Below are 14794 nucleotides of genomic sequence, written 5' to 3' on the forward strand. Positions count from 1 at the left end.
TTCCCCGGCGAAAGCCGGGGCACAGGTGCAACGCTGAATCTGGACCCCGGCCTTCGCCGGGGAACACAAAGGGAAAAGGGCTCCCCCGCAAGCGGGCCTGGCTTGGGGTACCTTGAACGGCCCCTCTGACAAACGAAGGAATGGATTATGCGTCATAAATCGGGTGGCCGGAAGCTTCAGCGCACCGGCGCGCATCGCATCGCGATGTTCCGCAACATGTCGGCTTCGCTCATCAAGCATGAGCAGATCACAACGACCGTCGCCAAGGCGAAGGAACTGCGTCCCTATGTCGAAAAGCTGATCACGCTCGCGAAGCGTGGCGGCCTTGCCAATCGCCGTCTGGCGATGAGCCGCCTGATGGACGAAGCGCAGCTCCAGAAGCTGTTCGACGTCCTCGCCGAACGCTACAAGGACCGCAACGGCGGCTACACCCGCATCATCAAGGCCGGCATCCGCGCTTCGGACGCCGCGCCGATCGCGATCATCGAATTCGTCGATCGCGACGTCGATGCCAAGGGCCAGGATTCGGGTCCGGTGCTGACCGACGAGGAACTGGAAGACGCGGCCTGAGCCGAACTTTCCATCGACACAAGATCAAGGGCGGCGTCCACCGGGACGACCGCCCTTTTTCTTGGCCAGCCGACGGGGACCAGCGCTCCGCAAAGGATCAACCGATCGTGAGGACGATCTTTCCCACGTGCGCGCCCGCCTGCATCCGCGCATGCGCGGCGGCGGCATCGGCAAGCGGAAAGGCCTGATCCATCGCGGGCTTCCAGGCCCCGCTGGAAAGCCGCGGCCACAGCGTCTTGTGAATCTCGTCGGCCAACGCGGCCTTGAAGTCGGCGCTGCGCGCCCGCAGCGTCGATCCGGACATCGTCAGACGGCGGCGCATCAGCTGCGACATGTCGATTTCGGCTTTCGCGCCCCGCTGGAAGGCGATGGTGACGTGCCGCCCATCGTCGGCAAGACACGCAAGATTGCGCGGCACATAGTCGCCGCCGACCATATCCAGCACGACATCGACCCCCGCCCCGCCGGTAAAGCCCTTCACCGCCTCGACATAATCCTCGGCCGAATAATCGATCGCGAGGTCGGCGCCGAGCGCCCGCGCCGCGTCGCATTTGTCGGCGCTGCCGCAAGTGACGATGATGCGGATATCGAACAGCTTGCACAGGCCGATCGCCGTCGTGCCGATACCGCTGGTCCCGCCGTGGACGAGCGCCGTTTCCCCTTCCTTGACCCAGCCGCGCTCGAACAGATTATGCCATACCGTGAACACCGTTTCGGGCAGCGCCGCTGCTTCGGCCATGGTGAAACCCGCGGGAACGGGCAGCACGCTGCCCACCGGCGCGACGCAATATTCGGCATAGCCCCCGCCCGCGACCAGCGCGCAAACCGCCTGCCCCAGCATTTCGGGATCGCCGCCCGGTCCGGTGGCGACGACAGTGCCGGCGATTTCGAGGCCGGGAAGGTCCGATGCGCCTGGCGGCGGCGGATAGAAGCCCATGCGCTGGAGCACGTCGGGACGGTTCACCCCCGCCGCGGCGACGCGGATCAGCAACTCGCCCGGCCCCGGCCGCGGCACGGGTCGCTGCTCGGCAACGAGCACTTCGGGGCCGCCGGGTTCGCGGATCGCGACGGCGGTCATGCTCTCGGGCAGGCTGGTCACGCTAAATCCCCCACTTTGTTCGATTTCCCACTCGCCCCGCCTTATTGACAGCCGCGGCGCAGGGGTCAACAGTTCGCGCCCCGCAAGACCGCAATTCGACAGGGAGGATGACCATGGACGACGACGACCTTCCCCGCCGCCGCGACGATGTGCTGGCGGCGCTCGCCAAACAGTCGCTCGACCCCTTGTCGGTCGCCGAACTCGACGATCGCCTTGCGGTGCTGGAAGCCGAGATAGCACGCACAAAGGCGCACAAGGCGGCAGCGGGCAGCTTCAAGGCAAATGCGGAGGCGCTGTTCCGCAAGGGATGAGCCGCTCTAATCCCAATTCGACCTCGCCAGTAAAGAAGGACGAAACGGGCTATCGAGTGCGCCTTCGTTTTCGCGCAACGAAAGCCTTGGGGATCGCCGATTCCCAAATTCCGATCACCATTGATCGCCGAAATCTTGAGATACGTCCCGACCCACGCGATCAACCTTTGAACAAGGCCAAATGGTTCGTCCTCAGCGCGGGCGGCTTTAGAGATGAGCTCGAAGCGCTGCAGTTCGGGGAGCGCCTCCGATCAATCTTCCAGATTGCCTCTCTCTGCTCACATTGGGGCATTGATGTTGGCAACGACACAGCGACTAGTTGGATCGACGAAGAATATGCGCGTGAACTCGGACTGATTGAGCCTCACCAGCGCATCGCTGGAAACATCCACGGGCTAATGACATTCCCAGACGATGATAGGACTAGGGTACCTCACTCCGAGATTACGCTGTCAGTGCAATCGAACGTAGAACACCTGCTTAGTGCGATCGAAAGCCTTGCCACTCAAGCGGACTTGGAAAAATACGCCGCCCAACGTGGTGTGACTTTGCTCAATCACGCGATCATGCAGTCAGAACCTCTGACCAGAATCGTTTTGGCATTTTCGGCTGTAGAGAACCTAGGCCAGGCTGAGACATGGTCATCCGAACAGACACAGATGCTCAAGCAGGCAGCTGATGCCGTCCAAGCTCTTACTACGGGCAGCCCCGAAGAGCGACGAGAGGTCTCTGATGCAATTATCCGCGGGACGCATCGGATTGGTTTGAGACAAGGAGTAATCAGAGTTCTCCGCGAATTGGGCTTCGCTGACCGGATAAGGGAATGGGACAACCTTTACCGCCTTCGAAGCGGCGTAATCCACGGAACTGCGAAGCTAGACGACGGACAGCTCAACGAGCTAGCTGGCAAAAGCGTTAAATTCGCGATGGAAGTGACTATTCGAAGGCTCCAACACATGGGCTTGAACATTCCAGAAGTTGCCAAAACGCACTTCTCGTTTTGAATTCCAGACCTTGCGCGCCCCAAATCCCAACGCCACGTTAACCATAAGACAAGCCTGTCATCGTAATTTCACACGACCTTCCGCTTTTCCCTTGCGGAGAGACGGGAGCATCGCCACGTTGTGTTCCTAGGGGCGGCCTCTCCCCGGCACGTCCCCGCAAGGAGATGAAGACCATGCCGTCCTTTTCGGAGTCCCTCGAAAAGACCCTGCACAACGCGCTGAAGGCCGCGTCGGAGCGCCACCACGAATATGCGACGCTCGAGCATCTGCTCTACGCGCTGATCGACGACGAACATGCCGCCGAGGTGATGCGCGCGTGCGGCGTCGCGCTGGGCGAGTTGCAGTCGGCGGTGGTCCATTATCTCGACACCGAACTCGACAGCCTGAAGGTCGAGGGGCACAGCGACCCCTCCCCCACCAGCGGTTTCCAGCGCGTCGTCCAGCGCGCGATCCTGCACGTCCAGTCATCGGGCAAGGATGAGGTGACGGGCGCCAATGTCCTTGTCGCGCTCTTCTCCGAACGCGAAAGCTATGCGGTCTATTTCCTGCAGCAGCAGGATCTGACGCGGCTCGATGCCGTTTCCTACCTCAGCCACGGCGTCGGCAAGGGCGGCAAGCCCTCGCCCACCGCCGAGCCCGAGGAAAAGGAAGAAGCGAAGGACAAGAGCGAAGGCAAGAACAAGAAGGAAACCGCGCTCGACCAGTTCACGGTCAACCTCAACGAAAAGGCGAAGGGCGGCAAGGTCGACCCGCTGATCGGCCGCAGCGCCGAGGTTGACCGCACGATCCAGATTCTCTGCCGCCGCAGCAAGAACAACCCGCTCTATGTGGGCGACCCCGGCGTCGGCAAGACCGCGATCGCCGAGGGCCTCGCGCGCAAGATCATCGAGGGCGACGTGCCCGAGGTGCTGAAGGAAGCGGTGATCTATTCGCTCGATATGGGCGCGCTGCTCGCTGGCACGCGCTATCGCGGCGATTTCGAGGAGCGGCTGAAACAGGTCGTCTCCGAACTCGAAGGCATGCCGCACGCGATCCTGTTCATAGACGAGATCCACACGGTGATCGGTGCCGGCGCGACGAGCGGCGGCGCGATGGACGCCTCGAACCTCCTGAAGCCCGCATTGTCGGGCGGTGTGATCCGCTGCATCGGGTCGACCACCTACAAGGAGTTCCGCAATCATTTCGAGAAGGACCGCGCGCTGCTGCGCCGGTTCCAGAAGATCGATGTGATCGAACCGAGCATCGAGGACACGAAGAAGATCCTCGCCGGCTTGCGCGACGCGTTCGAGAGCCATCATAATGTGAAATACACCGCCGACGCGATCAACGCGGCGGTCGAGCTGTCGTCGCGTTACATCAACGACCGCAAGCTGCCCGACAAGGCGATCGACGTGATCGACGAAGTCGGCGCGATGCAGATGCTGGTGCCGCCGTCGAAGCGCCGCAAGACGATCACCGCCAAGGAGATCGAGGCGGTGATCGCGACGATGGCGCGCATCCCGCCCAAATCGGTGTCGAGCGATGACAAGAAGGTTCTCGAAACGCTCGAGACCGACCTGAAGCGCGTCGTCTTCGGCCAGAATACCGCGATCGAGGTGCTGTCGTCGGCGATCAAGCTCAGCCGCGCCGGGCTGCGCGATCCCGAAAAGCCGATCGGCAATTATCTGTTCAGCGGCCCCACCGGTGTCGGCAAGACCGAGGTCGCGAAACAGCTCGCGCATCTGCTCGGCATTCCGCTCCAGCGGTTCGACATGTCCGAATATATGGAACGCCATTCGGTGAGCCGCCTGATCGGCGCGCCGCCGGGCTATGTCGGCTATGACCAGGGCGGCCTGTTGACCGACGCGATCGACCAGAACCCGCACTGCGTGCTGCTGCTCGACGAGATCGAGAAGGCGCATCCCGACCTGTTCAACATCCTGCTCCAGGTGATGGACAATGGCCGGCTGACCGACCACCACGGCAAGACGGTCGATTTCCGCAACGTGATCCTGATCATGACAACCAATGCGGGCGCGAGCGACATGACGCGCGAGTCGATCGGTTTCGGCACCCAGACGCGCGAGGATGCGCAGGAAGAGGCGGTGAAGCGCATGTTCACCCCCGAATTCCGCAACCGCCTCGATGCGATCGTCCCCTTCGGCTATCTGCCGCCCGAAGTCGTGGCGCGCGTCGTCGACAAGTTCATCCTGCAACTCGAACTGCAGCTTGCCGACCGCAACGTCCACATCCAGCTCGACGACAAGGCGCGCGAATGGTTGACCGCCAAGGGCTATGACAAGCTCTATGGCGCACGCCCGATGGGCCGCCTGATCCAGGAAAAGATCAAGCAGCCGCTCGCCGAAGAACTGCTCTTCGGCAAGCTCGTCCACGGCGGCGAGGTCAAGGTGAAGCTGAAAACCGGCGAGGATGCCAAGGTCGGCAATCCGCTGAGCTTCGAAATCACCCCGGCGGCGCCCAAAGCGAGCAAGGGCAAGGGCAAGGCCAAAGCCGAGAAGGCGGCAGAGTAGAAACCGCTTCAACCCCTACCGCTTGCGGGAGGGGTTTTGTTTGACCCCCTCGCTTTTTGGGGCTGCGGCGCCTATATCACCTGCATGTACAACTACATCTCCGTAACCGCCGACGAAGCGGCCACCCCCGCCCGCGTCCGCGACGGCACGATCAAGCTGCACGACGAATCCGGCTTTGCCGGAATGCGCAAGGCCGGCCGGCTGTCGGCCGAGATCCTCGACGCGCTCGTTCCTTTCATCCAGCCCGGTGTGACCACCGGGGCGATCGACGATCTGGTGCGCGAGAAGATGCTTGCGGGCGGCGGCATTCCCGCGACGCTGGGCTATCGCGGCTTCACGCATAGCTGTTGCACCAGCATCAACCATGTCGTGTGCCACGGGATTCCCGACGACAAGCCGCTGCGCGAAGGCGATATCGTCAATGTCGACGTTACCAGCATCGTCGATGGCTGGCATGGCGACACCAGCCGCATGTATCTGGTCGGCGAGGTTCCGATCAAGGCGCGGCGGCTGGTCGACGTGACCTATGAATGTCTGATGCTGGGCATCGAACAGGCGAAACCGGGCAATACGATGGGCGACGTCGCGCACGCGATCCAGAGCCACGCCGAACGCCATCGCTATTCGGTGGTGCGCGATTTTTGCGGTCACGGGCTCGGCCAGATGTTCCACGATGCGCCCGAAGTGGTCCACGCCGGGCGCCCCGGCACCGGCCCGGAGCTGAGGCCCGGCATGTTCTTCACCATCGAACCGATGATCAACACCGGCAAATATGCCGTGAAGATGCTTGCCGACGGCTGGACTGCAGTGACGCGCGACCGGTCGCTTTCGGCGCAGTTCGAACATAGCATCGGCATCACCGATGACGGCTGCGAAATCTTTACCGCAAGCCCCAAGGGACTCAACGCCCCGCCCTGGGCCTGAAACCTGCCACAGACTTTAGGTAGAACACCCTAAATTCCCGCTTGCGAATCCGCTTCGCCCGGCGCAGTCTTGACGTGAACGTCAAGCATAGGACGTCGAGGGAGAGCGAATATGGCGAAACGGGTCATGGCGACCGCGCTGCTTTGTGGTGCGGCCTTGGTTCTGGCGGGTTGCAACGCGTCGAAGTCGGGCGGCACGGGCGGATCGCTCGACGATGCCGAGAAGGCGAGCGAAGCACTGCTCAAGACCGGCGGCAACGGCGACAACTGGGCCGGCATCGGCTATGGCTATGACGAGCAGCGCTTCAGCCCGCTCACCGACATCAACGACAAGAATGTGGGCGAGCTTGGTATTGCCTGGTTCGCCGATCTTGAGGACGCGCGCGGACAGGAAGCGACCCCGGTCGTCGTCGATGGCAGCCTTTATGTCAGCCACGCCTGGTCGAAGGTCGACGCGTGGGACGCCGCGACCGGCAAGAAGCTCTGGTCCTTCGATCCCAAGGTGCCGGGCGACCGCGCGGTCAACGCCTGCTGCGACGTCGTCAATCGCGGCGTCGCGGTATGGGGCGACAAGCTCTTCGTCGGCGCACTCGACGGGCGGCTGATCGCGCTCGACCGCAAGACCGGCAAGGAACTGTGGTCGACGCAGACCTTCGATCCCCAAAAGCCCTACACGATCACCGGCGCGCCGCGCGTCGTGAAGGACATGGTGCTGATCGGCAGCGGCGGCGCCGAATTCGGGGTGCGCGGCTATGTCACCGCCTATGATGCCGACACCGGCAAGGAACGCTGGCGCTTCTACACCGCGCCGAACCCCGAAAAGAAGAAGGACGGCGCCGCAAGCGACGACATCTTCGCGTCGAAAGGCAATGCAACCTGGTCAGACCAAGGGGAATGGAAGACGTCGGGCGGCGGCGGCACGGTGTGGGACGCGATCGTCTATGACAAGGATCTCGACCAGATCTATCTCGGCGTCGGCAACGGCAATCCGTGGAACCATGGTACGCGTTCGAACGGCGAAGGCGACAACTGGTTCCTCTCGTCCGTGGTGGCGCTCGATGCGTCAACCGGCAAATATAAATGGCATTATCAGGAAACGCCGGGCGAGAGCTGGGACTATACCGCGACGCAGCCGATCATCCTTGCCGAGCAGGCGGTGAACGGCACGCCGACCAAAGTGCTGTATCATGCACCGAAGAACGGCTTTTTCTTCACGATCGACCGCACGACCGGCAAGCTGATCGACGCCAAACCCTTCGTCGACGGGATCAACTGGGCGACCGGCTATGACATGGCCACCGGTCGGCCGATCGAAAATCCCGATGCACGCTTCTACAAGACCGGCAAGCCCTTCATCGCGATCCCGGGCGCGCTCGGCGCGCACAACTGGCACCCGATGAGCTACAACCCGGCCACCGGCCTCGTCTATATTCCGGCGCAGCAGATTCCGCAGGGCTATATCCAGGATATGGACGAGCTGGACCGGCGCAAGGTGCTCGGCTTCAACATCGGCGCCTCGCTGACCGCGGCGATGCTGCCCGACGACAAGGCCGCCTTCCGCGCGGCCGTCGCCGCGACCACCGGCCGTCTCGTTGCCTTCGACCCACGCACCGGCAAGGTCGCTTGGGGCGTCGACTATCCCGCCGCATGGAATGGCGGCACGATGACGACCGCCGGCAATCTGGTCTTCCAGGGAACGAGCACCGGGCGCTTCCGCGCCTATGCCGCCGACACCGGCAAGCAGCTCCTCGACCTCGACATGCAGTCGGGGATCGTCAGCGCGCCATCGACCTTCCGCGTCGGCGGGGTGCAATATGTCGCTTTCCAGACCAGCAAGGGCGGCGCCTTTCCGCTCGTCGCCGGGGTCGCGGGCGGCGTGACGCGCAAGGTGCCCAATATTCCCCGCCTCGTGGTGCTCAAACTCGGCGGCACGGTGCAGTTCCCCGCCCCGCCCGCGACCACGACGCTGGCGTGGAATCCGCCCGCGCAGTTCGGCACGCCGCAGCAGATCGCATCGGGCAAGGCGCATTTCGGGCGCTATTGCCAAGTCTGTCACGGCGACAGCGCGATCGGCAACGGCTTCACCCCTGACCTGCGCGTTTCGGGCGCGCTGACCAGTGCCGATGCATGGAAAGGCGTGATCCTCGACGGCGCGCTGAAGGACCGCGGCATGGTGAGCTTTGCCAAGGTGCTGACCCCCGCCGATGTCGAGGCGATTCGCGCCTATGTCATCGACCGGTCGAACTGGACCAAGGCGAACCTGCCCGACGCGACGGCGCCCGTCGGGCGCTGATTGCACAAAATTTAATCACCGAAATCACGCCGTTGCCCAAAGGACGGGCAGCGGCGTAATTTCGTGCCAAATTTCTTACCGAAAGCTTGCGATTCGCCAATTGGCACGGGTCTTGATTGGTGCAAGATGGCCGCACACCGCACCGACTCACGGGGGAAACCGGTTCAGGCGCACCTGACCCGGCTTCGACCACAGGCAAAGGTGGAAGGCCCAAAGGGGGACATGAAGCGTGAAGAAGATTGAGGCGATCATCAAACCGTTCAAGCTCGACGAGGTGAAGGAGGCGCTGCACGAAGTGGGTGTCAGCGGCATCACCGTTACCGAGGCGAAGGGCTTCGGTCGCCAGAAGGGGCACACCGAACTGTATCGCGGCGCCGAATATGTCGTCGACTTCCTGCCGAAGGTGAAGCTGGAGGTTATCGTCGACGACAATATGGCCGAACGCGTGGTCGAGGCGATCGCCGCGGCCGCGCAGACGGGCCGCATCGGCGACGGCAAGATTTTCGTGATCCCTGTGGAAACCGCGCTGCGCATCCGCACCGGCGAACGCAATGAGGACGCGCTCTAAGCTTCCATCGCTCCATCCCGTTCAACAGACGCCGGTCCAGCCGGTACTATTCGCAAAAAGGAAGAAGTGACCATGGCCACCAAGCCGAAGGATATCATCGCCCGGATCAAGGATAATGACATCGAGTGGGTCGATCTGCGCTTCACCGATCCCAAGGGCAAATGGCAGCATCTGACCATGTGCGCCGGCGTGATCGACGAAGACGCCCTCGAAGACGGCCTGATGTTCGACGGATCGTCGATCGAAGGCTGGAAGGCGATCAACGAAAGCGACATGATCCTGAAGCCCGATCTCGAAGCGGTCTATGACGATCCCTTCTCGGCAACCCCGATGCTGGTGATGTTCTGCGACATCGTCGAGCCTTCGACCGGCGAAGGCTATGCCCGCGACCCGCGCACGACCGCGAAGCGCGCCGAAGCTTATGTCGCCTCGACCGGCATCGGCGACACCGTCTATGTCGGTCCCGAAGCCGAGTTCTTCATGTTCGACGACGTCCGCTTCGAAACGGGCTACAACAAGTCGGGTTTCGAAATCGACGATATCGAACTGCCGACCAACACCGGCCGCGCCTATGAAGGCGGCAACCTTGGCCATCGTCCGCGCGCCAAGGGCGGTTACTTCCCGGTCGCGCCCGTTGACAGTGCCGTCGACATCCGCGCCGAAATGGTCTCGACCATGCTCGAAATGGGCCTGCCCTGCGACAAGCATCACCATGAAGTCGCCGCCGCGCAGCACGAGCTGGGCCTGACCTTCGGCACGCTGACGCAGACCGCCGACCGCATGCAGATCTACAAATATGTCGTGCATCAGGTCGCCCATGCCTATGGCAAGACTGCGACCTTCATGCCCAAGCCGATCAAGGACGATAACGGATCGGGCATGCACACCCACATCTCGATCTGGGAAAAGGGCAAGCCGCTTTTTGCCGGCAACGGCTATGCCGGGCTTTCGGACATGTGCCTCTATTTCATCGGCGGCGTCATCAAGCACGCCAAGGCGCTCAATGCCTTCACCAACCCGACGACGAACAGCTACAAGCGCCTCGTCCCGGGCTTCGAGGCACCGGTGCTGCTCGCCTATTCGTCGCGCAACCGTTCGGCTTCGTGCCGCATCCCCTATGGCGCGGGCGCCAAGGCGAAGCGCGTCGAATTCCGCTTCCCCGATGCGATGGCAAACCCCTATCTCTGCTATTCGGCGCTGCTGATGGCGGGGCTCGACGGCATCCAGAACAAGATCCACCCCGGCGACGCGATGGACAAGAATCTCTATGATCTGCCGCCCGAAGAACTCGCCGAAGTCCCGACCGTCTGTGGCAGCCTGCGCGAAGCGCTCGACAGCCTCGCGGCCGATCACGACTTCCTCTTGAAGGGCGACGTCTTCTCGAAGGATCAGATCGAAGCCTATATCGAACTCAAATGGGCCGAAGTTTACAACTTCGAACAGACCCCGAGCCCGGTCGAATTCGACATGTATTACAGCGCCTGATCTGCAGCGATCAGTCACGCTCGAAGGGCGTCCGGCTTGGGGGAGCTCGGACGCCCTTCCCTTATCTGCTACCTGCGCTCAGCGCATCATCAGGCCGCGGCGACCGATCGCCACAAAGGCCCCGACAAGCATCATCGCCGCCAGCGTCGTCACCACGTCGATCGCGGTGAGCACCGGTCCGAGCCCCAGAAAATCGGCGGCGCCCCAGAGGGTCAGCCCGATCCAGCTCAGGCCGAAGGCCCAATAGCCGCCCTCGATACCCAATTGGCGGTTAAGCTCGTCATATTGCCGCCGCCACGCCCAGCTCGCCGCGACACCGCCCGCAATCACGAGGGCCAGCACCGCCGCAGCCGCCTGCGCCGGAACGGGTCCGGTCGGAAAGGAGGGCGTGCGTGCGAGCGCGAGCGCAAGCAGCGCGGCACCGATTGCGCCCATGACGATGACCGATCGCCCCATGCCCGCGCGCTCCTCGCGCAGTTCGTCGGCATCAGCGACGTTGAGCAGCCTGGCGCCTGTGCGCGGCGCCGCCAGCCCGAAGCCGACAAAGGCCGCCATCAGGAGATAGAGGATGGCGACCCCGGCCAGCGCAACGCGCGATCCGCCCATCGCATCGATGAAATCGGTCCCGGCGACATGCATCAGCCCGGCGACCGTGCCCGCACCGACGATCGCGCCGACCAGCGCCCCGATCCCGCTCTTCTTCCACGCCGCAACGCTATGTCCGGCCACCATCTTGTCCATCACTCGTCCTCCGGCATCCAATGATCGATAAACAGCTCGCGCACCTCCAACCCGAACAGCTGGGCCATGCGCAGCGCGAGCGGCAGGCTGGGGTCATATTTGTCGGTTTCGACGGCATTGATCGTCTGCCGCGAGACGCCGAGTCGGCGGGCCAGTTCGCCCTGGCTCCACCCCGCCTGCTCGCGGCAATCCCGAACGCGATTTTGCAATGACCGTCCTTTCAGCCTGTCAAACACTCTTTACAGACGCGAAACACATGCTGTCAAACACTCTTTACAGGTCATGTTCGAGATGGGGATCGGCAAGCGAGCGAATATTGCCCGGCGCGATGGCTTGCGGCGGCGGCCTTCAGGCGGCACAAGGGTGCCGACAAAGGAGATTGTGCAGATGAAATCAGTCCGCTTCGCCGCGCTTGCCGCCCTTGCCGCGCTCGCTCTTGCCCCGGCCGCGCATGCCAAGCTGAGCCCGATCGAAAGCCGGATGGCCGGAACGGTGAAGGCCGAGCAGGAACGGTCGATCACGCTGCTCGAAAGGCTGGTGAACCAGAACAGCGGCACGCTGAACCTCGCCGGGGTCGAAAAGGTGGCCGAGATGATGCGCGCCGAGCTTGAACCGCTGGGCTTTACGGTCACCTGGAAGCCCACCCCGGAAACGAAGCGCGCTGGCCATCTCATCGCGGTGCACAAGGGACGTGCCGACGGCAAGAAGATGCTGCTGATCGCGCATCTCGACACGGTGTTCGAACCCGATTCGCCTTTCCAGACCTTCACGCGCAAGGATGGCTGGGGTGAAGGCCCCGGCGCGGGCGACGACAAGGGCGGCATGGTCGTGATCGTCGCGGCGCTACGCGCGATGAAGGCGGCGGGGACGCTGAAGGACGCCAATATCGAGATCCATATGACCGGCGACGAAGAAGACGCCGGCGATCCGATCGAAAAATCGCGCGCCGACCTGATTGCGGCGGGCAAGCGCAGCGACATCGCGCTCGATTTCGAAGGACTTGTCCGCGACAATGGCGCCGATATGGGATCGATCGCCCGCCGCAGTTCGGAAAGCTGGACCGTCACCGCAACGGGCATGAGCGCCCACAGCTCGGGCATCTTCAGCGCCGAGGTCGGCGACGGCGCGATCAACGAACTGGCGCGCATCATCCGCGATTTCCGCACCCAACTGCCCGAACCCGATCTGACCTTCAACGTCGGGCTGATCGCCGGCGGCCAGGAGGCGACACTCGACACCGGCGGTATCCGCGCGACCGCAAACGGCAAGACCAACATCGTCGCCCCGATTGCGGTGGCGCGGGGCGACCTGCGCACGCTGTCCCCCGAACAGTCGGCACGGGTGAAGGACAAGATGGCGGCGATCGTCGCGCGCCACCTGCCCGGCACCGATGCGAAGCTTGCCTTCGACCCCGGTGCCTATCCGCCGATGGCGCCGACGGCGGGCAACAAGGCGCTGCTCGACCGGCTCAACGGCGTCAACCGCGACATGGGACTTCCCGAAATGGCGGCGCTCGACCCGCTGAAACGCGGCGCTGGCGACATCAGCTTCGTCGCCGCCGATGTCGATGGCCTTGCCGGGCTCGGCACCTATTCGACCGGCGATCATGCGCCCGGCGAAAGGGTCGAATTGTCCAGCATCGCACGCCAGGCGACGCGTGCTGCCATACTCATGTCACGCATCGCCGCTGAAAAGCGCTGAGCTGGAAGAAATCGCAGCCGACCGCGCTTGATTCGCGCGGCACAGTGATTAGGTAGCAATCCGAGACGGAAGTTTCCGCCGATGGGAGAAAGATGATGAGCGATACCGAAACGCACCTGAAACAGAATTACATCGGCGGCAAATGGGTCGACAGCAAGGGCGGCAAGCTGCACGACGTCATCAACCCGGCGACCGAGGAAGCGGCATCGACCGTCGTGCTCGGCACCGCGGCCGACGTCGACGATGCCGTCGCCGCCGCCAGGGAAGCCTATAAGACCTATTCGCAGACGACGCGGGAGGAGCGCCTGGCGCTGCTCGGCCGTATCGTCGAGGAATATAAGAAGCGCGCCGCCGATCTTGCCAAGTCGATGGCGGCCGAAATGGGCGCACCCGTCAGCTTCGCAGGCACCGCGCAAGTCGGCGCCGGCATCGGCGGCTTCCTCGGCACGATCGAGGCGCTGAAGAATTTCGAGTTCAGCGAACAGCATGGCGCAAACAAGGTCGTCTATGAACCGATCGGCGTCGTCGGGATGATCACCCCCTGGAACTGGCCGCTCAACCAGATCGCGCTCAAGGTCGCGCCCGCGCTCGCCGCTGGCAACACGATGGTGCTGAAGCCGTCGGAAGAATGCCCCGGCAATGCCGTTATCTTCGCCGAAATCCTCGATGCGGCAGGCGTTCCGCCGGGCGTGTTCAACCTGGTTCAGGGTGACGGCCCGACCGTCGGCAATGCGATCAGCGCGCATCCGGGGATCGAAATGGTGAGCTTCACCGGATCGACCCGCGCCGGCATCCTCGTCGCCAAGGCGGCGGCCGACACGGTAAAGCGCGTCCATCAGGAACTGGGCGGCAAATCGCCGAACATCGTCCTGCCCGACGCCGATCTGGCCCAGGTCCTGCCCCCGACGGTGCAGGGCGTGCTCGTCAACACCGGTCAGAGCTGCATCGCCCCGACGCGTATTCTGGTCCACAAGGACCGCAAGGAAGAGGCCGTCGGCGTCATCAAGGCGATGTTCGACGGAACGCAGGTTGGCGATCCGGCGCAGGAAGGCGGTCATATCGGCCCCGTCGTCAACAAGGCGCAGTTCGAAAAGATCCAGGGCCTGATCCAGTCGGCGATCGACGAGGGCGCAACGCTCGAAACCGGCGGCACCGGCCTGCCGGCGAACGTCAACCGCGGCTATTTCATCAAGCCGACCGTCTTCTCGGGCGTCACGCCCGACATGCGGATCGCCAAGGAAGAAGTGTTCGGCCCCGTTGCGACGATCATGGAATATTCCAGCCTCGACGAAGCGGTCGATATCGCCAACGACACCGAATATGGCCTGTCGGCCGTGGTATCGGGCGATCCGTCCAAGGCGGCAGAGGTGGCGCCGAAGCTGCGCGCCGGTATGGTCGCCGTCAACGCCTGGGGCCCCGGACCGGGCGCGCCCTTCGGCGGTTACAAGGCGTCGGGCAATGGCCGCGAAGGCGGGCTGTTTGGCCTCAAGGACTTTATGGAAGTCAAGGCGATCAGCGGCATCCCGGCGTAAGCCGACCGATCCTCCTTGTGGCGACGCCGCGGGGAGGACGACCGCCGGGAAGCGCTC

General features: G+C 63.4%; 13 protein-coding genes. 10 read left to right on the plus strand and 3 right to left on the minus strand.

The features are described from left to right. Positions 1-147: 147 nt before the first annotated feature. Entirely contained in the window at positions 148-570 is a 423-nt protein-coding gene (gene rplQ / locus STE01S_RS00260; RefSeq protein WP_003040421.1) for a 50S ribosomal protein L17, read from the plus strand. Positions 571-667: 97 nt separating this feature from the next. Here the strand turns inward: rplQ and STE01S_RS00265 are convergent, their stop codons facing one another. Then, positions 668-1669 carry an NAD(P)H-quinone oxidoreductase gene (locus STE01S_RS00265; protein WP_255265840.1) on the minus strand — a complete coding sequence of 334 codons (1002 nt, stop codon included), beginning with the start codon at positions 1667-1669 and terminating at the stop codon, positions 668-670. A gap of 113 nt (positions 1670-1782) precedes the next feature. Between STE01S_RS00265 and STE01S_RS00270 the strand changes: the two genes are divergently transcribed. The 7 genes from STE01S_RS00270 to glnA all read left to right on the plus strand — a co-directional run bounded on the left by STE01S_RS00270 (position 1783) and on the right by glnA (position 10763). Beyond that, on the plus strand, positions 1783-1980 hold the full coding sequence (locus STE01S_RS00270; protein ID WP_058813100.1) for a DUF1192 domain-containing protein: 198 nt from the start codon (positions 1783-1785) through the stop codon (positions 1978-1980). Beyond that, positions 1977-2984, plus strand: a complete 1008-nt coding sequence (locus tag STE01S_RS00275) for a hypothetical protein (RefSeq protein ID WP_162928170.1) — start codon at positions 1977-1979, stop codon at positions 2982-2984. Before STE01S_RS00270 ends, STE01S_RS00275 begins: the two co-directional genes overlap by 4 nt. A 173-nt stretch (positions 2985-3157) precedes the next feature. Continuing rightward, positions 3158-5494, plus strand: a complete 2337-nt coding sequence (gene clpA / locus STE01S_RS00280; RefSeq protein WP_058813119.1) for an ATP-dependent Clp protease ATP-binding subunit ClpA — start codon at positions 3158-3160, stop codon at positions 5492-5494. 84 nt (positions 5495-5578) lie between these two features. Further along, positions 5579-6418: a type I methionyl aminopeptidase gene (gene map, locus STE01S_RS00285; RefSeq protein ID WP_058813098.1), complete on the plus strand. Its 840-nt coding sequence runs from the start codon at positions 5579-5581 to the stop codon at positions 6416-6418. A 111-nt stretch (positions 6419-6529) separates the two neighbouring features. Further along, entirely contained in the window at positions 6530-8710 is a 2181-nt protein-coding gene (locus STE01S_RS00290; protein ID WP_062763918.1) for a PQQ-dependent dehydrogenase, methanol/ethanol family, read from the plus strand. 229 nt (positions 8711-8939) lie between these two features. Further along, a complete protein-coding gene (locus tag STE01S_RS00295) occupies positions 8940-9278 on the plus strand; it encodes a P-II family nitrogen regulator (RefSeq protein ID WP_003040441.1) in 339 nt (112 codons plus the stop codon). A gap of 72 nt (positions 9279-9350) precedes the next feature. After that, on the plus strand, positions 9351-10763 hold the full coding sequence (gene glnA / locus STE01S_RS00300) for a type I glutamate--ammonia ligase (RefSeq protein ID WP_058813096.1): 1413 nt from the start codon (positions 9351-9353) through the stop codon (positions 10761-10763). Positions 10764-10841: 78 nt separating this feature from the next. Here the strand turns inward: glnA and STE01S_RS00305 are convergent, their stop codons facing one another. Together STE01S_RS00305 and STE01S_RS00310 are read right to left on the minus strand one after the other, a co-directional pair. Continuing rightward, on the minus strand, positions 10842-11504 hold the full coding sequence (locus STE01S_RS00305) for a hypothetical protein (RefSeq protein ID WP_062763920.1): 663 nt from the start codon (positions 11502-11504) through the stop codon (positions 10842-10844). Next, the gene (locus STE01S_RS00310; RefSeq protein ID WP_062763922.1) at positions 11504-11713 is read right to left on the minus strand and encodes a helix-turn-helix transcriptional regulator; all 210 of its coding nucleotides are present in this window, start codon (positions 11711-11713) and stop codon (positions 11504-11506) included. The genes STE01S_RS00305 and STE01S_RS00310 overlap by 1 nt, the downstream gene beginning before the upstream one ends. 178 nt (positions 11714-11891) lie before the next feature. Between STE01S_RS00310 and STE01S_RS00315 the strand changes: the two genes are divergently transcribed. Next, entirely contained in the window at positions 11892-13205 is a 1314-nt protein-coding gene (locus STE01S_RS00315; RefSeq protein ID WP_062763924.1) for a M20/M25/M40 family metallo-hydrolase, read from the plus strand. A gap of 92 nt (positions 13206-13297) precedes the next feature. Next, on the plus strand, positions 13298-14737 hold the full coding sequence (locus STE01S_RS00320; RefSeq protein ID WP_062763926.1) for an aldehyde dehydrogenase family protein: 1440 nt from the start codon (positions 13298-13300) through the stop codon (positions 14735-14737). Positions 14738-14794: the final 57 nt, after the last annotated feature.

The sequence above is a fragment of the Sphingopyxis terrae subsp. terrae NBRC 15098 genome, assembly GCF_001598815.1.
Classification (GTDB): Bacteria; Pseudomonadota; Alphaproteobacteria; order Sphingomonadales; family Sphingomonadaceae; genus Sphingopyxis; species Sphingopyxis terrae.